Source organism: Stenotrophomonas sp. YJH_SMC_81 (assembly GCF_059370875.1).
Window position 1 is genome coordinate 65,629 of record NZ_JCAFUB010000012.1, and the last position, 16,774, is coordinate 82,402.

Consider the following 16,774-nt stretch of genomic DNA (forward strand, 5'->3'; position numbering starts at 1 on the left):
GTAACACGCCAGCGACGCCCGTCGCGTCGTGCGGTCTGAATTCCGGTCAGACGCCGGCGGCGCGCTTCCAGAACGCCTGCACCAGCGGCGGCCATCGGCCGACGCAGCCCAGCGCACGGCCCCGGGCCAGGGTCAGGTGCATTTCGTCGTTGGAGAACAGGCGGTTGATCGCATCGAAGCTGTAGGCGGCGATGTGGTTGTCGCTCCGCCGTTCACGTGCCCAGCGCTGCAGGCGCTGCGGCGACAGCCGCGGTTGGCCGCGGCGCTCTGCCGAGGGTGCCAGCCACTGCTGCAGGGCGGCGACATCACGCAGCCCCAGGTTCACGCCCTGCCCGGCCAGCGGATGCACCACATGCGCCGCGTCACCCAACGCCAGCACACGACCGGCCACGTAGTGACGGGCCAGCTGGCGGCGCAGCGGGAATGCCGCACGCGATGAGGCCAACCGCAGCTCACCCAGGCGTGCCGCGAAGGCGCGGGTCAGTTCGCGGTTGAAGCTGTCCTCGTCCAGCGCCAGAACACGCGCCGCCTCGTCCTCGGGCAGGGTCCAGACGATCGAGCTGCGGCGTTCGGCCACCGGCAACAACGCCAGCGGCCCGCTTGGCAGAAAGCGCTGCCAGGCCGTGGCCTGGTTGGGAAGATCGCTGTCCACGTAGGCCACCACGCCACGCTGGTGGTAGTCATGGCGTTCCACCTCGATCCCGGCCAGCTGGCGGAGGGTCGATTCGGCGCCGTCGGCGGCCACCGCCAACGCCGCTTCCAGGCGACGCCCGTCATCCAGGCGCAGGCGCACGCCGTCCTCGTCCTGCTCCAGCGCGTCCACCCGTGCCGGGCAGTGCAGCTGCACACCCGCCGCCGGCAGCGCCGACCACAGGCGGTCCTGCAGCAGCCCGTTCTCGACGATGTAGCCCAGTTCGCGACGGCCGAAGCGATCGGCGTCGAACAGCAGATCCTCGCCACCGGCAGCGTCCCACACCTGCATGCGCCGGTAGGGCCATGCACGGGCCTGCGCGATCGCCGGCCACACACCAAGACGATTCAGCAGCTGTACGTTGTCGGCAGCGAAGGCGAACACGCGCAGGTCCGGCTGTGCGGCCTGCCACGGCGCCGGTTCGCGACCTTCCACCAGCGCCACCGACAGGCCAGCATCAGCCAGCGCCAGCGCACACGCGGCACCGACCACGCCACCGCCGATGATGGCCACATCAAGACGCGCGCGCCGGCTCATGCCGCTTCTCCACGGCACAGCCGCGGCACCTCGCCGCGGAAGCCCATCGCACCACCGACCAGCATCGATTGCACCGAGGCGCGCTGCGCGGCCACCAGGCCGAGGCTGCGCAGCGGCCGCATCAACGGCGCCGGATTGCTGGTCAGGCGCGCAAGCCCGCCGGAGAACGCCACCGTCTGCCGGCGGTCCTCTTCGCGGCGCGCGACATAGGCCTGCAGCAGTGCATCGCTGCCGGCATCCTCATGCGCATCCTCCAGCAGTTCAGCCAGGGTCAGCGCATCGCGCAGGCCCAGGTTGAAGCCCTGCGCCCCCAGCGGATGGATGGTCTGCGCGGCATTGCCGAGCAGCACCGCGCGCTCTCCGGCCAACGCGCGCGCCAGCACCTGGATGAGCGGATAAGCACTGCGCGGGCCGGATTCGAGCAGCCGGCCGGCGCGCCAGCCGATCGCGTTCTGCAGGCGTTGCAGCCAAGCCGCATCGTCCAGCGCCATCACCGCATCGGCCTGGTCGCGCGCAACACCGTGCACGGTGCCGAAGTGGCGATCACCACGCGGCAGCAGGGCGGTCGGGCCGGTATCGGTGAAGCGCTCCCAGGCGGTGCCGTCCGGCGCGCGCTGGCTGCGCACGCGGGCCACGAACAGGGTCTGCTGGAAATCATGGCGGTCGACCTCGATGCCGAGCGCGCCGCGCACGCCACTGGTCGTGCCATCGGCCCCCACCACCAGCCGGGCCTGCAGCACGCGTTCGCCGGTCTCGTCGGCCACCCGCACCTGGCGGTAGCCATCGACCACCTCGCCCAGGCCCAGGAAGCGCATGGGCCGGTAGCGCCGCAGCCGCGGCAGCTCCTGCAGGCGCGCTTCCAGCGCCTGGCCGAAGTCCCGCGCCACCACCACCTGGCCGAACCACGGCCGGTCGTAGTCGGAAGCCTCCAGCTGCACGCGGCCGAAATCGCCGGCGCGGCTGACGTGGATGCGGCGGATCGGGCCCGGCGCCATCGCCAGCTTCTGCATGACCCCCAGCGCGGTCAGCGCATTGACCGTGGCAGCGGCAAAACTGAGGTTGCGCTGGTCGAATACCGCCGGCAGCTCGCCGGCCGGGCTGGCCTCGAGCAGGCCCACATCGCGGCCCAGGCGGTCCAGGGCGATGGCCAGGCTGGCACCGACCAGGCCACCACCGACGATCAGCACGTCATGTCGTTCACTCATGATGTTCATGATACGCGCTCGCCCTGCCCGAACACCCAACATCACCCGACCTGCGCCAACCGGCGCGGCGGGCTAGAATGAAACCTGAATCCGCTCCGGGCCCGCTGCCATGTCCGCCACCGCCAACCGCGCCTTCGTCCTGTCCGTCCTTGTGCTGTTGCTGGCGGCGACCCGGGTCAACCACTTCGCGGCGATCCCCGATGCCTCCTGGGCGGTGTTCTTCATCGGTGGCTTCTACCTGGCCACGTGGACACGCTGGGCGTTTCCGCTGTTGATGGTGTTCGCCGTGCTGGTGGACTGGATCGTGATCCGCAGCAGCGGCCTGGATTTCTGGCAGCACTACTGCGTGTCGCCGGGTTACTGGCTGCTGCTGCCGGCATACTTCTCGCTGTGGGCCGGCGGCATGCTGCTGGGCCGCAACTACCAGGGCGCACGCTGGCCGGTGCTGGCCAAGGGTACGCTGCTGCTGGTGGCCTCGGTGGCGGTCTGCCACCTGCTGGCGCAGGGCGGTTTCTACTGGACCACCCGCAACGTGGCCGAGCCGACGCTGGCCGGCTGGGCGCAGAACTACGCACAATGGTTCGGCCCCTACCTGCGCACCACCGCGATCTACGTGGCGCTGGCGGCGGCATTGCAGCTGGCCGTGGAGCAGGTACTGAAGCTCCAGCAGGCCCGCCGCGACATCCGGCACTGAGCCGCGCCATGGGTCATCGCCTCTCGCGCATCTATACCCGCACCGGCGACGACGGCAGTACCGGCCTCGGCGACGGCCAGCGCGTCGGCAAGGACGACGCCCGGGTGGCGTCCTACGGCACCGTCGATGAAGCCAACGCTGCGCTTGGCCTGCTGCTTGCCACCGCGCTGCCCGAGGATGTCCGCGCGCTGGTGGTGCATCTGCAGCACCAACTGTTCGACCTGGGTGCCGAGCTGTGCATCCCCGGCCACGCCGCCATCCACGCCGCCGATGTCTCGGCACTGGAACAGCAGCTGGACCACTACAACGCCAACCTGCCGATGTTGAAGGAGTTCATCCTGCCGGCCGGTGGCGAGGCCGCCGCACGCTGCCACCTGGCCCGCACCATCGTCCGCCGCGCCGAGCGCGAGACGGTCACCCTGGCCCGCCACGAAGCCGTGCGCAGCGAGGCGTTGCAGTACCTCAACCGGCTGTCGGACCTGTTGTTCGTGCTGTCCCGCGTACTGGCCCGCGCCGACGGCCATGGCGAAGCGCTGTGGCAGCCACAGCAGCGCCAGCGCTGAGTCGGCACGATGCTGGTCTTCACCCATCCGTCCTGCCTGCTGCATGACCCCGGCCCTGGCCATCCGGAGTGCCCGCAACGCCTGCAGCAAGTACTCGATGCCCTGCACGCCGCGTTCCCCGGCCAGCTCGACTGGCGCGAGGCGCCGCCGGCCAAGTTCGGCGAACTGACCCGGGTCCACGACAGTGCCCTGCTCGACTTCGTGCTGCAGCCGCAGAGCGCGCCGCTGCGCCAGCTGGACATGGACACCTGGACCTCGCCGGGCTCGGCCAGTGCCGCCGTGCACGCCGCCGGCGCCGGGGTGGCCGCGGTCGATGCAGTGATGCTGGGCGAGGATCCGCTGGCGTTCTGCGCGGTGCGGCCCCCGGGCCACCACGCCACCAGCAGCACCGCGATGGGCTTCTGCCTGCTCAACAACATTGCCATTGCCGCAGCCCATGCCCGCGACCGCCATGGGCTGGAGCGGATCGCGGTGGTCGATTTCGATGTCCACCATGGCAACGGCACCCAGGACATCTTCCAGCACGACGCCCGGGTCTCGTACTACAGCACCCACCAGGCCGGCCTGTTCCCCAATTCCGGCCTGCGCCGCGACCGCGGTGCCGGCAACCTGATGAACATCCTGCTGCCCCCCGGCAGTGGCGGTTTCCGCTTCCGCAACGTGTGGGCCGACGAGATGCTGCCGGCCATCGACGACTTCCGCCCTCAGCTGCTGCTGATCTCGGCCGGCTTCGATGCCCACCTGCGCGACCCGCAGGCCGACCTGATGCTTGAAACCGACGATTTCGCCTGGATCACCCGGGAACTGCATGCGCTGGCGCGCCGCCATGCGGCCGGCCGGGTGGTCTCGATGCTGGAAGGCGGCTATGACCTGCAGGCCCTTGCCGAGTGCAGCGTGGCCCATGTCCGGGCCCTGCTGCTGCCCCCTCCCGGCAGCATCTCCGGATGAACCCGAGCCGGCAGGCTCCCGCGTCCTTCATTGCCCCTATGCAAGGGATGGGGCAAGCTACCGTCCGTTTTCGCCCGAATCCGAACCGCGTGCGCCGAGCCCTCCGCCTGCTTCCCCTGCCTCTGAGCATCGCCATCTGCCTGCCGGCAATGGCCGATGAAAAGCCGCTCAACTGGGGCCTGTGCCCGGCTACCGACGTGATTCCCGCGTTCACCGATGCCCCCACCCCGGTCCCGGGGCAGGACAAGGCCGCCGCCAGCGCTGCGCGCGAGCAGCAGCCGACCGACATCGAGGGTGACCAGCTGCTGGGCACGACCACCGTGCCGCAGTACGAAGGCAACGTGGCCCTGCGCCGCGGCGACCAGTTCGTCGGCACCGACAAGCTCAGCTTCGATACCGAGAGCGGCAACTACATCGCCGACGGCAATGTCCGCTACCAGGACTCCTCGATCCGCATGGTCGCCAAGCGCGCCGAGGGCAACCAGGAAAGCGACACCCACAAGATCACCGACATCAAGTACCAGCTGGTGTCGCGCCGCGGCAACGGCGATGCCGAGTCGGTCGACCTGCAGGGCGCGGTCGGCCAGATGCACCGCTCCACCTACACCACCTGCGACCCGTCACAGCCGGTGTGGAAACTGTCGGCGCCGCAGATCGAAGTGGACAACGACGAGGGCTTCGGCACCGCCCGCAACGCCGTGCTGCGGATCGGCAAGGTACCGGTGCTGTGGGCGCCGTACTTCAAGTTCCCGATCGATGACCGGCGCAAGACCGGCCTGCTGTTCCCGCAGCTGGGCATGTCCGGGCGCAACGGATTCGACTACGCACAGCCGATCTACTTCAACCTGGCGCCGAACTACGACGACACGTTGACCCCGCGCTACATGAGCCGGCGCGGCCTGATGCTCGACAACGAGTTCCGCTATCTCTACAACGGCGGCCGCGGTGAACTGCTGACCGCGTTCATGCCCAACGACAAGCTGCGCGACCGCGACCGCGGCCGGGTGATGTTCAGCGGTTACCACAACGTGGACAGCCACTGGCAGGCCCGCGCCAACCTGGCCTGGGTCAGCGACGAGCGCTATGTCGAGGACTTCGCCAACCGCCTGGTCGGGGTGACTGCCTCGAACCTGCAGAGCACCGTGGGCCTGTACGGCACCGGCCGGAACTGGACGGCCGGCATCATGGCCGACCGCTGGCAGCTGACCGACTACACGCTCAATGAAAGCGCGCTGCCGTACAACCGCCAGCCGCGCCTGTACCTCAACTGGGACAAGCCGGTCCTGCCGTGGCTGGAAACCGGCATCTATGCCGAAGCCGTGCGCTTCACCCACGACGACATCAACTTCAAGTACGGCGCCGATGCGGGACCCGACCTGCAGTACACGCGCAACGGCCAGACCCAGCGCATGTACGGCGGCTCGCGCCTGGACGTGAAGCCGTACGTGTCGTTCCCGATCAGCGGCGCGGCCTGGTACATCACCCCGACCCTGGCCTACCGCTACACCGGCTACGACCTGGACCAGGGCCTCGCTGACAGCGTCCGCCGCAACGTGCTGGCCTCGCAGGGCATCGACCCGAACACCGCCACGCCGGAGCAGCTGCGCGGCAACAAATCGCCCAGCCGCAGCCTGCCGATCGGCAGCATCGACGCCGGCCTGTTCTTCGATCGCGAGACCACCATCGGCGGCAAGTCATTCCTGCACACGCTGGAACCGCGCCTGTTCTACCTGCGCACGCCGTACCGCAACCAGGACGAGCTGCCGATCTTCGATACGCGTGACTTCACCTTCAGCTGGGGCCAGCTGTTCCGCGACTCGCGCTATACCGGCGCCGACCGCCAGAACGATGCCAACCAGCTGACCCTGGCACTGGGCACCCGCTTCATCGACCAGACCACCGGCAAGGAACGCTTCTCGGCTGCCATCGGCCAGATCCAGTATTTCGACGAGTCGCGGGTGACCGTCACTCCGGGCGGCGCGCCGGTGGAAAAGGGCAAGTCGGCGTGGATCGCCGACGGCAACTACATGATCAACGACCGCTGGACCCTGGGTGCCACCTACCAGTGGGACCCGAAGTACAAGCGCGAGGATCTGGCCAGCGTCCGTGCCCGCTACCTGATGCCCAACGATGGCGTGATCAACCTGAGCTACCGCTACCGCATCAACTCGGGCGCCCCGGCCACCGCCAACAAGCACGACCGTACCCTGCTGGAACAGGCCGACCTGTCGTTCCTGTACCCGCTGAATGCGCGCTGGAGCCTGGTCGGTCGCTACTACTACTCGCTGCAGGACAAGGAACCGCTGGAAATCATCGCCGGCGTCCAGTGGGACAGCTGCTGCCTGGCCGTGCGTGCGGTCGCCCGCCGTTACGTCCGCAACCGCGAAGGCGAGATGAACAACGCCATCCAGCTGGAGTTCGTGCTCAAGGGCCTGAGCTCCCTGGGGCAGGACACGGACCGTACCCTGCGCCGTGCTATCCTCGGCTACAACCGCGACGACCTCTATCTCGTGCCGCCGAGCAACACCGGGGCGACCCGGGATGACTACGATCCGAACCTGATCCCATGACCAAGCGCTTCCCCGTTCTTCTCGCCTCGCTGCTGGCGGTGTCCAGCGTGTCCGCCCCCCTGCAGGTGCTTGCCCAGGAGGCGCAGCCGCTTGACCGCATCGCTGCCGTCGTCGATGAGGACGTGATCCTGCAGAGCGAGCTCCAGCGTGCGATCGCCAACATCAAGGCGCAGTACGCTGGCCGCGAAAACCAGCTGCCGCCGGAAGACGTGCTCAGCCGCCAGGTGCTCGAACGCCTGGTGCTGGTCAAGCTGCAGGTGGCCCGCGCCCAGGGCAGCGGCATCCGTGTCAGCGACCAGGAGCTGAACCAGGCGATGAACGCCATTGCCCAGCAGAACGGTTCGAACCTGGACGCGCTGCGCCAGCGCCTGGCCCATGACGGTATCGATTTCAACGATTTCCGTGCGTCGGTGCGTGACGAGATCACCGTGCAGCGCCTGCGCCAGAGCTTCGCGCAGAGCCGCATCAGCGTCAGCGAGGGTGAAGTCGACGCCGCGCTGAAGCAGCAGGCCGCGGTAGGCAACCAGTACCACCTGGCGCACATCCTGATCGCCCTGCCCGACGGTGCCAACGCCGACCAGATCGCCACCGGCCAGAAGAAGGCCGATGGCGTGAAGGCCCTGCTGGACAAGGGCGAGCTGGACTTCAACGCGGCGGCCGTGCGCTATTCGGACAGCCCGAACGCACTGGAAGGCGGCGATCTGGGCTGGCGCAGCCTGGATGAAATCCCGCAGGCCTTTGCCCAGTTGATGGAAAAGATGAAGCCGGGCGAGGTGGTCGGCCCGATCCGCGGCCCGAGCGGCTTCCAGCTGCTGAAGCTGGTGGAAGTGCGTGACAGCAGTTCCGCCGCCGGTGAGCAGACGGTCACCGAGTACCACGGCCGCCACATCCTGGTCCGCGTGGACGACAACCAGACCGATGCCGCTGCCAAGGCCAAGATCGATACCCTGCGCGCCCGCATTGCTGGCGGCGCCGACTTCCAGACCGTTGCCAGGGAGTCCTCCGAGGACAACAACAGCAAGGGCCAGGGCGGTGATCTCGGCTGGTTCCCGGCTGACGCGTTCGGTCCGGCCTTCGGCCAGCAGGTGAGTGGCCTGCAGGATGGTGGCGTCAGCCAGCCGTTCCGCACCGACGCCGGTTGGCACATCGTGCAGCGCGTGGCGACCCGCCAGACCGACGTGACCACCGACAACCAGCGTGCCCAGGTCCGCGAGACCATCGGCCGTCGCAAGCTGGAAGACGAGTACAACCGCTTCCTGCAGGAACTGCGTGGCGAAGCCTACGTCAGTTTCCGCAGCGGCGACCGCGCGGAAAACACCGCCACTCCGCCGCAGTCCTGACCGATGCGCCCCGAGCTCGCTCTGGTACCGGGCGAGCCCGCCGGGATCGGCCCGGAGCTGTGTGTCCGCCTCGTCCAGCAGCCGCGTGAAGATTGCCGGCTGCTGGCCTTCGCCGACCCGGACACCCTGCGCGCGGCCGCGGCCGCGCTGAACCTGCCCCTGCAACTGCTGCCCGAGGACGCCGAAGCACGCGTCCCGGGCGATCTGCGCCTGCGCGCCGTCCGCAACGCGGCGCCCAGCCACTTCGGCCAGGCCGATCCGGCCAATGCGAGCGCGGTCATCGGTGCCCTGCTCGGCGCCGGCCAGGCCTGCCTGTCCGGTGAGCTGCACGGTGTGGTGACCGGCCCGGTACACAAGGCGGTCATCAACGAAGGCGGCATTGCCTACAGTGGTACCACTGAACTGCTGGCCGACCAGGCCGGAGTGAAGGTGGTGATGATGCTGGCCAATCACATTGTCCGCGTGGCCCTGGCCACCACCCACCTGCCGCTGCGCGAGGTGGCCGATGCGATCACCGCGCCCAGCCTGGAACATACCCTGCGTACGGTGCATGCCGCGCTGCGCCGCGAGTTCGGCCTGCCTGCGCCGCGCATCGCGGTGCTCGGGCTGAACCCGCATGCCGGCGAAGACGGCCATCTGGGACGCGAGGAACTGGACCTGGTCATCCCCCTGCTGCAGCGCCTGCGCGCGGAGGGCATGGACCTCGTCGGCCCGCTGCCGGCCGACACCGCCTTCCTGCCGGCCAAGCTGGCCGGCTTCGACACCGTGCTGGCGATGTACCACGACCAGGGCCTGCCGGTGCTGAAGTATTCCGGCTTCGAGCAGGCGGTGAACCTGACCCTGGGCCTGCCCTACCCGCGCGTGGCGGTCGACCATGGCACCGCGCTGGACCTGGCCGGCCGCGGCATCGCCGATCCTTCCAGCCTGCAGGCGGCAACGACGCTGTGTGCGCAGCTGGCGCGGCAACGTACACTGAGCGCATGAATTCCCCGCATTCCCCCTCCGGCCCGGTGTTCACCGCACCGGCCAAGAAGCAGCTTGGCCAGCATTTCCTGGCCGATCGCCACTACATCGACAAGATCGTGATGGCGGTCAATCCGAAAGATGGTGACCGCCTGGTTGAAATTGGTCCAGGCCAGGGCGCCATCACCCTGCCGCTGCTGCGCGTGCACCCGAAGCTGACGGTGATCGAGTTCGACCGCGACCTGATCGCGCCGCTGACCGCCGCCGCCGAGCCGCTGGGCGAGCTGACCATCGTCCACCGCGACGTGCTGCGCGTGGACTTCACCGAACTGGCCGACGGCCAGCCGATCCGCCTGGTCGGCAACCTGCCCTACAACATCTCCTCACCGATCCTGTTCCATGCGCTGGAGCATGCCGCGGTGATCCGCGATATGCACTTCATGCTGCAGAAGGAAGTGGTCGACCGCATGGCGGCTGGCCCCGGGAGCAAGGTGTATGGCCGCCTCAGCGTGATGCTGCAGGCCTACTGCCAGGTGACCTCCCTGTTCGTGGTGCCGCCGGGCGCGTTCCGGCCGCCGCCGAAGGTCGATTCCGCCGTGGTGCGGCTGGTGCCGCGTGACCCGGCCTCGATCAGCATCAACGACCACACGCGCTTCGCCGAGGTGGTCAAGGCCGCCTTCGGGCAGCGCCGCAAGACGCTGCGCAATGCCCTGAACAATGTAGTGTCCGCCGAGCAGTTCATCGCTGCCGGCGTGCGTCCCGATGCCCGCGCCGAACAGCTGGACGTGGCCGAATTCATCGCTTTGGCCAATGCCTCCTGATTACACTGCCGGTATGGAAGACGCTGACGTATATGCCATCTCCGTCGAAGTCGCGCCGCGCTTCCTCGACGATCAATCCGCGCCGGAAGACGGTCGCTTTGCGTTCGCCTACACGATCCGCATCCACAACCAGGGGCGGGTCGCCGCACGCCTGGTCGCACGCCACTGGCGCATCACCGATGCCAATGGCCGTGTCGAGCATGTCGATGGCGACGGGGTGATCGGCGAGCAGCCGCGGCTGCGCCCCGGTGAAGACTTCCGTTACACGTCCGGTGTCATGCTGGGAACCGATCACGGGACCATGCAGGGGCACTACGACATGGTCGCCGACGATGGCACCGAATTTGCCGCGCCGGTCGCACCGTTCGTGCTGGCCGTGCCGCGTACCCTGCACTGACACGGAGGCCGAACGATGAGTGTGTGGGCGATCGGCGACCTGCAGGGCTGCTACGACGTTACCCAGCGGTTGCTGGAGAAGATCCGCTTCGACCCGGCGCAGGACACCCTGTGGTTCTGCGGCGACCTGGTCAACCGTGGTGGCCAGTCGCTGGAGACGCTGCGGCTGGTGCATTCGCTGCGCTATCACAGCGTGGTGGTGCTGGGCAACCATGATCTTTCGCTGCTGGCCGTCGGTGCACGCACCGAAGAGGAGCAGCGCAAGGTCAACCCGGACCTGCTGCGCATCGTGCAGGCCGAGGACCGCGACGAACTGCTGGACTGGCTGCGCCTGCAGAAGCTGGTGCATGTGGATCGCGAGCTGGGCTGGATGATGGTGCACGCCGGCCTGGCGCCGAAGTGGACCACGCAGATGGCAGAGAAGCACGCTGCCGAAGTCGAGGTGCAGCTGCACGGCGCCGGCTACCGCAAGCTGTTCCGCAACATGTACGGCGACAAGCCAAGTTGGGCGCCGAACCTGTCCGGCTACGACCGTTCGCGCGCGATCATCAACGTGCTCACCCGCATGCGCTACTGCACCCCGCGCGGGCGCATCGGCATCGAGGACAAGGGCACCCCCGGCACGCAGGAACAGGGACTCTACCCCTGGTTCGAAGTACCCGGCCGGGTCGAGCGCGACCTCAAGATCGTCTGCGGCCACTGGTCGGCGCTGGGCCTGACCATCACCCAGGGCGTGCACGCCATCGACACCGGCGCAGTCTGGGGCGGCAAGCTGACCGCGATCCAGCTCGATACCGACGAGCTGCGCGTGGTGCAGGTGCCGGGCCGCGATGTACCGGCACCCGTACCCCACGCCCGCCCACCGGCGCGACCGGCGCACGAGCGCCCCTCCACTGCGGTGCAGGGCAAGGAACCGGGCGGCGGCAACGCCGCTGCTGCCAACCCGGGCAACCGTGGTCCGCGCCGTCGTCGCCGTCGAGGTGGTGGCGGTGGGGGCTCCGGTGGACCTCACAACAACGGCGCCGCGCCGCAGGCATGACGCGACGCGGCTGGGCACCATGGAGGGTGCTGCTGCTGACGCTGGCCCTGGCCAGCGGCTGCCAGCCTGCTTCGGCCCCGGCTCCCACTGGCGGCGGAAACGCCGTCCCCGCGCGTTCGCAGGCACAGGCGCCTTCGCCGCCACTGGTGGCTGCAGCGCGCGCGCAGATCGGCGTCACCACCCGTTACGATCCCGCCTACCAGGTCCTGTCCTATCCTGGCGGCGACGTCCCGCTTGATCGCGGCGTGTGCACCGACGTGGTGGTGCGCGCCCTGCGCAGCCAGGGCCTGGACCTGCAGGCGCGCGTGCATGAAGACATGCGCGGCAACTTCAGCGCGTATCCCGCGATCTGGGGCCTGTCACGGCCGGACCGCAACATTGATCATCGACGTGTGCCGAACCTGATGCGCTGGTTCGAACGGCAGGGCTGGCAGCAACCGGTCACCGCCCTCGCCACCGACTATGCGGCCGGTGACATCGTGGCCTGGAAGCTCAACGGCAACGGTCTGCTGCATGTCGGCATCGTCTCCGACCGGAGGCTGGCCAATGGCACACCGCTGGTGCTGCACAACATCGCACGCGGCACGCGTGAAGAGAACCTGCTGTTCCAGCACGCGATCATCGGGCACTACCGGATGCCGTAGGCCCCTGTAGTGCTGGGCCATGCTCGGCTACGGGAGGGGTCAGGCAACAGCAGCCGAGCATGGCTCGGCTCTACAGGAAACCATCCTCAGCGGCGCACGTAATGCACGAAGCGGAACGCATAGGCGTGGCGGTCATCGGCCGGGTGCGGCTCGCTGCTCACTTCCCGCCAGTCCTGCACGTCCACCTCGGGGAAATGGGTATCCGCGGGGACTTCGGCATCCACCCAGGTCAGGTACAGGTCGCTGGCCTGGTCCAGCAGCTGGCGGAAGATCTCGCCGCCGCCGATGATGCACAGCTCGCTGGCGCCCTCGCCTTCGGCAATCGCCTTCGCCTCGTCCAGCGACGCCACCGCGCGCATGCCCGCGAACGGCACCTGGCCGCTGCGGGTCAGCACCAGGTTGGTCCGCCCCGGCAGTACGCGGCCGATCGACTCGGCCGTCTTGCGCCCCATCAGGATCGGCTTGCCCAGGGTGAGCGCCTTGAAGTGCTTGAAATCATCCGGCAGATGCCAGGGCATCGCATTGCCCTGGCCGATGCCACGGTTGCGGTCCAGCGCCACGATCATCGAGAGCTTCATGGCACTCACACCGCCACCGGCGCCTTGATCGCCGGGTGCGGGTCATAGCCATCGATGCGGATGTCGTCGAACCGGAAGCCGAACAGGTCGGTCACCTCCGGGTTCAACCACAGCTTCGGCAGCGCGCGCGGTTCACGCGAAAGCTGCTCGCGCGCCTGCTCGAAGTGGTTCGAATACAGGTGCGCGTCGCCCAGCGTATGCACGAAGTCGCCCACGCCCAGGCCCGTGGCCTGCGCCACCATGTGGGTCAGCAGCGCATAGCTGGCGATGTTGAACGGCACGCCGAGGAAGATGTCGCCGCTGCGCTGGTACAGCTGGCAGCTGAGCTTGCCGTCCACCACGTAGAACTGGAACAGGTTGTGGCACGGCATCAGCGCCATCTGCGAAAGCTCGCCCACGTTCCAGGCGCTGACCACCAGGCGGCGCGAATCGGGGTTGCGCTTGATCTCGTCCACCAGCCACTGCATCTGGTCGATCTCGCGGCCATCGGCGGTGGCCCAGCTGCGCCACTGCTTGCCGTAGACCGGGCCGAGATCGCCGTTCTCGTCGGCCCACTCGTCCCAGATGCGTACCTGGTTGTCCTTCAGGTAGCCGATGTTGGTATCGCCCTTCAGGAACCACAGCAGCTCGTGGATGATCGAGCGCAGGTGCAGCTTCTTGGTGGTGACCAGCGGGAAACCTTCATTGAGGTCGAAGCGCATCTGCCAGCCGAACACGCTGCGGGTGCCGGTGCCGGTGCGGTCGCTCTTCTCCGCGCCATGTTCCAGCACATGCGCGAGCAGATCCAGGTAGGCCTTCATGCCTTGCCCTCCGCAGCCATCACCGGTTGCGGCTGCAGCACCGGCGCGCGGCGCGACATCGCCAGCAGCACCAGGCCGAAGGCGATGAGCGGCAGGCTGAGGATCTGGCCACGGGTCAGCCAGTCGAAGGCCACATAGACGCCGTTGTCGGGCATGCGTACGAATTCGACGGCGAAGCGGAACAGGCCGTACATCAGCGCGAACAGGCCGCCGACCAGGTAACGGTGGCGCGGCTTGGCCGACACCGTCCACAGCACCACGAACATCACCAGGCCTTCCAGGAACGCTTCATACAGCTGCGAGGGATGGCGGGCGAACTGGTTCAGCGCGCCGGTGGCGAACTGCGCCTGCAGGGTCGCGTGGTCCAACTGGTTCAGCGGCGCCGGCAGGCCCGACGGGAACACCACGCCCCACGTGCCGTCGGTGTACTTGCCCCACAGCTCGGCGCCGATGAAGTTGCCGATGCGACCAAAACCCAGGCCCAGCGGTACCAGCGGCGCCATGAAATCCATGGTGTCGAAGAAGTGCAGCGCGTGCTTGCGCGACCACCACCAGCAGGCACCCAGCACGCCCAGCAGGCCGCCATGGAAGCTCATGCCGCCGTCCCACACCTTGAACAGCAGCAGCGGGTTGTGCAGGAAATCCCCCAGCGCGTAGAACAGCATGTAGCCGATGCGGCCGCCCAGCACCACGCCGAGCATGGCGTAGAACAACAGGTCGGAGAAGCCGTTGGCATCGACGCCCGGCAGGCGCCCGGCGGCGATGCGCGTGCGGCCCAGCAGCCAGGCCGCAGTGAAGCCGAGCAGGTACATGATGCCGTACCAGTGCACCTTGATCGGCCCCAGCGAGAGGGCGATGGGGTCGATGTCGTGGAAATAGATCATGGAAGGTGCCTTGCGGTTGAACGCCTATTCTCGGGCCAGTGCCGCCCCGGCTCAACCAAGGAGCTGGGGCGAGTTCGGCAACGCGTCATCGTTCGACCGGGTCGAGGCCGGAAAGTGCCCTTCGATCAGGCTGGAGACCTCGTCGATGGCATCCTGCAGCGCTTCCACCGGATTGGAACCACGCAGGCCCTCGCGCAGATGGGTGCAGACCCGCTGCCACTGCGCCGGGCTGACCCGGCCATGCAGGCCGCGGTCGGCGACGATCTCGATGGCATGGTCGGCCAGCAGCAGGTAGATCAGCACGCCGTTGTTGTGGGCGGTGTCCCAGGTGCGCAGGCGTGCGAAGGCATGCTCGGCGGCCTGCCTCGGGGTGACCTTGTGCCACAACGCGGCCAGCGGCAGATCAGCCTCCACCGCAAACATCACCTGACCGCCGTGGCGCTGCTCACCGGCCGCGATGGCCTCGGTGATCGCCTGCAGCGTGGCTGGCGGGAACGCGCGACGTACCGACGGCGAACATACATGACGGAACAGACGTTGGATCATCACCAGCCTCCCGAAGCGCCACCGCCACCGGAACGGCCACCGCCGCCGCCCCAGCCGCCACCACCGCCGAATCCACCACCACCGCCGAAGCCGCCTCCCCCGCCCCAGCTGCCACCGCCCCAGCCACCACCGCCGGCAAAGCGCCCCGGATGACCGGACAGCATCGCCACGATCAGGCCGACCACGCCGGCCAGGCCACTGGCCATCAGGGTGGAGGTGAACAGGAACGCCGCCAGCGCCGCACCGGCACCGCCGAGCAGGCCGCGCAGCGGTCGCGGCACGCGCGCGAACACGCCGCGCAGGATGCTGCCGGCGAACACACCGATGAACAGCGCCAGGAACCAGGTATCGCCGCCGCCACCCGGCTCGCGCCCACGATGACCACTGACCGGTGCCGGCAGCGTTTCGCCATCGATCAGCTTGACCAGCACGGCGGTGGCATCGGTGATGCCCCCGGCGTAGTCGCCGGCGCGGAAACGCGGCACCAGGTATTCCTGGATGACCCGGTTGGCGATGGCATCGGGAATCGCGCCTTCAAGACCGTAACCCGGCTCGATCCGCACGCGCCGATCGTCCTTGGCCACCACCAGCAGCACGCCGTCATCCACGCCCTTGCGGCCGATCTGCCACTGGTCGAAGACCCGCGTGGTGTACTGCGCGATGTCCTCCGGCTGGGTGGTGGGTACCACCAGCACCTGCAGCTGGCTGCCCTTGCGCTGTTGCAGGTCCAGCGCCTGCTGCACCAGTGCCTGCTTCTGCGCAGCCTCCAGCGTGCCGGTGGTGTCGACCACGGGCGAATCCAGCGCCGGAATCGGCGCCAGCTGCTGAGCCTGTGCCGCCAGCGGGAGCCACAGCAGCAGGGCCAGCAGCGCAGTGGCCAGGCGCATCGGTCAGTGGCCCGGCTGCGTTGCCGGCTGCTGCTGCGGCGCGTTGCCGAAATCCACCGCCGGTGCGTTGGAGATCTGCGCTTCGTTGTCCACCGTGAAGTTCGGCTTGGTCTTGTAGCCGAAGATCTTGGCGGTGATCACCTGCGGGAACGAGCGGATGTAGGTATTGTAGTCCTGCACCTGCTGGATGTAGCGGCCGCGGGCAACGGTGATGCGGTTCTCGGTGCCTTCCAGCTGGGCCTGCAGGTCGCGGAAGTTCTGGTCGGACTTCAGCACCGGATAGTTCTCGGTCACCACCAGCAGCCGCGACAGCGCGCTGCCGAGTTCACCCTGGGCCTGCTGGAACTGCTTGAGCGAGGCTTCGTCATCGGCGTTGACGTTGATCTGGCCGACACGCGAGCGGGCGTTGGTGACTTCGGTCAGCACGCGCTCTTCCTGGCTGGCGAAACCTTTGACGGTCTGCACCAGGTTGGGCACCAGGTCGGCGCGGCGCTTGTACTGGTTGAGCACTTCGGACCAGCTGGCCTTGACCGCCTCGTCCTTCTGCTGGATGGCGTTGTAGCCGCAGCCGGACAACAGGGAGGCCAGCAGCATCAGGGGCAGGACACGGGTGAACAGGCGCATGGCGGAGGTTCCGGGTGGGCTTGGCGCCGAGCATGCCATGGTTT

18 protein-coding genes are annotated in these 16,774 nt (G+C 68.2%); 10 read left to right on the forward strand and 8 right to left on the reverse strand.

Annotated elements, in window-relative coordinates:
* Positions 1–46: 46 nt before the first annotated feature.
* Together AC5P8U_RS18175 and ubiH are read right to left on the reverse strand one after the other, a co-directional pair.
* The gene (locus tag AC5P8U_RS18175) at positions 47–1,228 is read right to left on the reverse strand and encodes a UbiH/UbiF family hydroxylase (RefSeq protein WP_088496055.1); all 1,182 of its coding nucleotides are present in this window, start codon (positions 1,226–1,228) and stop codon (positions 47–49) included.
* Positions 1,225–2,433: a 2-octaprenyl-6-methoxyphenyl hydroxylase gene (gene ubiH / locus AC5P8U_RS18180; protein WP_053500463.1), complete on the reverse strand. Its 1,209-nt coding sequence runs from the start codon at positions 2,431–2,433 to the stop codon at positions 1,225–1,227. Before ubiH ends, AC5P8U_RS18175 begins: the two co-directional genes overlap by 4 nt.
* A 109-nt stretch (positions 2,434–2,542) precedes the next feature.
* Between ubiH and AC5P8U_RS18185 the strand changes: the two genes are divergently transcribed.
* The 10 genes from AC5P8U_RS18185 to AC5P8U_RS18230 all read left to right on the forward strand — a co-directional run bounded on the left by AC5P8U_RS18185 (position 2,543) and on the right by AC5P8U_RS18230 (position 12,411).
* A complete protein-coding gene (locus tag AC5P8U_RS18185) occupies positions 2,543–3,127 on the forward strand; it encodes a hypothetical protein (RefSeq protein ID WP_069139530.1) in 585 nt (194 codons plus the stop codon).
* Between the two features lie 8 nt (positions 3,128–3,135).
* Positions 3,136–3,690: a cob(I)yrinic acid a,c-diamide adenosyltransferase gene (locus AC5P8U_RS18190; protein WP_111008017.1), complete on the forward strand. Its 555-nt coding sequence runs from the start codon at positions 3,136–3,138 to the stop codon at positions 3,688–3,690.
* 9 nt (positions 3,691–3,699) lie between these two features.
* Positions 3,700–4,638 (forward strand): histone deacetylase family protein, encoded by a 939-nt coding sequence (locus AC5P8U_RS18195; RefSeq protein ID WP_188241497.1) that lies wholly within the window; start codon positions 3,700–3,702, stop codon positions 4,636–4,638.
* 89 nt (positions 4,639–4,727) lie between these two features.
* A complete protein-coding gene (gene lptD / locus AC5P8U_RS18200) occupies positions 4,728–7,208 on the forward strand; it encodes an LPS-assembly protein LptD (RefSeq protein WP_447897313.1) in 2,481 nt (826 codons plus the stop codon).
* Entirely contained in the window at positions 7,205–8,548 is a 1,344-nt protein-coding gene (locus tag AC5P8U_RS18205) for a peptidylprolyl isomerase (protein WP_151355186.1), read from the forward strand. The genes lptD and AC5P8U_RS18205 overlap by 4 nt, the downstream gene beginning before the upstream one ends.
* Before the next feature lie 3 nt (positions 8,549–8,551).
* On the forward strand, positions 8,552–9,532 hold the full coding sequence (gene pdxA / locus AC5P8U_RS18210; RefSeq protein ID WP_111008015.1) for a 4-hydroxythreonine-4-phosphate dehydrogenase PdxA: 981 nt from the start codon (positions 8,552–8,554) through the stop codon (positions 9,530–9,532).
* On the forward strand, positions 9,529–10,332 hold the full coding sequence (rsmA, locus tag AC5P8U_RS18215) for a 16S rRNA (adenine(1518)-N(6)/adenine(1519)-N(6))-dimethyltransferase RsmA (protein ID WP_061478350.1): 804 nt from the start codon (positions 9,529–9,531) through the stop codon (positions 10,330–10,332). The genes pdxA and rsmA overlap by 4 nt, the downstream gene beginning before the upstream one ends.
* A 13-nt stretch (positions 10,333–10,345) precedes the next feature.
* On the forward strand, positions 10,346–10,729 hold the full coding sequence (gene apaG / locus AC5P8U_RS18220) for a Co2+/Mg2+ efflux facilitator ApaG/CorD (RefSeq protein WP_008268668.1): 384 nt from the start codon (positions 10,346–10,348) through the stop codon (positions 10,727–10,729).
* A 15-nt stretch (positions 10,730–10,744) separates the two neighbouring features.
* A complete protein-coding gene (locus AC5P8U_RS18225) occupies positions 10,745–11,767 on the forward strand; it encodes a symmetrical bis(5'-nucleosyl)-tetraphosphatase (RefSeq protein WP_447897316.1) in 1,023 nt (340 codons plus the stop codon).
* The gene (locus AC5P8U_RS18230) at positions 11,764–12,411 is read left to right on the forward strand and encodes a DUF1287 domain-containing protein (RefSeq protein WP_111201129.1); all 648 of its coding nucleotides are present in this window, start codon (positions 11,764–11,766) and stop codon (positions 12,409–12,411) included. Before AC5P8U_RS18225 ends, AC5P8U_RS18230 begins: the two co-directional genes overlap by 4 nt.
* An 86-nt stretch (positions 12,412–12,497) precedes the next feature.
* On the opposite strand, the gene AC5P8U_RS18235 is transcribed toward AC5P8U_RS18230, so the two are convergent.
* Genes AC5P8U_RS18235 through AC5P8U_RS18260 form a run of 6 tightly spaced genes read right to left on the reverse strand, consistent with a single transcriptional unit; the run spans position 12,498 to position 16,730 of the window.
* Complete coding sequence (locus tag AC5P8U_RS18235) at positions 12,498–12,989, reverse strand: dihydrofolate reductase (protein WP_072167883.1); 492 nt, start codon at positions 12,987–12,989, stop codon at positions 12,498–12,500.
* Between the two features lie 5 nt (positions 12,990–12,994).
* The gene (locus tag AC5P8U_RS18240) at positions 12,995–13,789 is read right to left on the reverse strand and encodes a thymidylate synthase (RefSeq protein WP_447897317.1); all 795 of its coding nucleotides are present in this window, start codon (positions 13,787–13,789) and stop codon (positions 12,995–12,997) included.
* Positions 13,786–14,673, reverse strand: a complete 888-nt coding sequence (lgt, locus tag AC5P8U_RS18245; protein WP_005415341.1) for a prolipoprotein diacylglyceryl transferase — start codon at positions 14,671–14,673, stop codon at positions 13,786–13,788. The genes AC5P8U_RS18240 and lgt overlap by 4 nt, the downstream gene beginning before the upstream one ends.
* 51 nt (positions 14,674–14,724) lie before the next feature.
* Complete coding sequence (locus AC5P8U_RS18250; protein ID WP_005415340.1) at positions 14,725–15,219, reverse strand: TPM domain-containing protein; 495 nt, start codon at positions 15,217–15,219, stop codon at positions 14,725–14,727.
* The gene (locus AC5P8U_RS18255) at positions 15,219–16,106 is read right to left on the reverse strand and encodes a TPM domain-containing protein (protein WP_447897318.1); all 888 of its coding nucleotides are present in this window, start codon (positions 16,104–16,106) and stop codon (positions 15,219–15,221) included. Before AC5P8U_RS18255 ends, AC5P8U_RS18250 begins: the two co-directional genes overlap by 1 nt.
* Positions 16,107–16,109: 3 nt before the next feature.
* Complete coding sequence (locus AC5P8U_RS18260) at positions 16,110–16,730, reverse strand: LemA family protein (RefSeq protein WP_151355479.1); 621 nt, start codon at positions 16,728–16,730, stop codon at positions 16,110–16,112.
* Positions 16,731–16,774: the final 44 nt, after the last annotated feature.

Excerpts from the sequence above, each read along its gene's own strand:
- AC5P8U_RS18175 (WP_088496055.1), bottom strand. The coding sequence starts at position 1,228 with ATGAGCCGGCGCGCGCGTCTTGATGTGGCCATCATCGGCGGTGGCGTG.
- ubiH (WP_053500463.1), bottom strand. The coding sequence starts at position 2,433 with ATGAGTGAACGACATGACGTGCTGATCGTCGGTGGTGGCCTGGTCGGT.
- AC5P8U_RS18185 (WP_069139530.1), top strand. The coding sequence starts at position 2,543 with ATGTCCGCCACCGCCAACCGCGCCTTCGTCCTGTCCGTCCTTGTGCTG.
- AC5P8U_RS18190 (WP_111008017.1), top strand. The coding sequence starts at position 3,136 with ATGGGTCATCGCCTCTCGCGCATCTATACCCGCACCGGCGACGACGGC.
- AC5P8U_RS18195 (WP_188241497.1), top strand. The coding sequence starts at position 3,700 with ATGCTGGTCTTCACCCATCCGTCCTGCCTGCTGCATGACCCCGGCCCT.
- AC5P8U_RS18205 (WP_151355186.1), top strand. The coding sequence starts at position 7,205 with ATGACCAAGCGCTTCCCCGTTCTTCTCGCCTCGCTGCTGGCGGTGTCC.
- pdxA (WP_111008015.1), top strand. The coding sequence starts at position 8,552 with ATGCGCCCCGAGCTCGCTCTGGTACCGGGCGAGCCCGCCGGGATCGGC.
- rsmA (WP_061478350.1), top strand. The coding sequence starts at position 9,529 with ATGAATTCCCCGCATTCCCCCTCCGGCCCGGTGTTCACCGCACCGGCC.
- apaG (WP_008268668.1), top strand. The coding sequence starts at position 10,346 with ATGGAAGACGCTGACGTATATGCCATCTCCGTCGAAGTCGCGCCGCGC.
- AC5P8U_RS18225 (WP_447897316.1), top strand. The coding sequence starts at position 10,745 with ATGAGTGTGTGGGCGATCGGCGACCTGCAGGGCTGCTACGACGTTACC.
- AC5P8U_RS18230 (WP_111201129.1), top strand. The coding sequence starts at position 11,764 with ATGACGCGACGCGGCTGGGCACCATGGAGGGTGCTGCTGCTGACGCTG.
- AC5P8U_RS18235 (WP_072167883.1), bottom strand. The coding sequence starts at position 12,989 with ATGAAGCTCTCGATGATCGTGGCGCTGGACCGCAACCGTGGCATCGGC.
- AC5P8U_RS18240 (WP_447897317.1), bottom strand. The coding sequence starts at position 13,789 with ATGAAGGCCTACCTGGATCTGCTCGCGCATGTGCTGGAACATGGCGCG.
- lgt (WP_005415341.1), bottom strand. The coding sequence starts at position 14,673 with ATGATCTATTTCCACGACATCGACCCCATCGCCCTCTCGCTGGGGCCG.
- AC5P8U_RS18250 (WP_005415340.1), bottom strand. The coding sequence starts at position 15,219 with ATGATCCAACGTCTGTTCCGTCATGTATGTTCGCCGTCGGTACGTCGC.
- AC5P8U_RS18255 (WP_447897318.1), bottom strand. The coding sequence starts at position 16,106 with ATGCGCCTGGCCACTGCGCTGCTGGCCCTGCTGCTGTGGCTCCCGCTG.
- AC5P8U_RS18260 (WP_151355479.1), bottom strand. The coding sequence starts at position 16,730 with ATGCGCCTGTTCACCCGTGTCCTGCCCCTGATGCTGCTGGCCTCCCTG.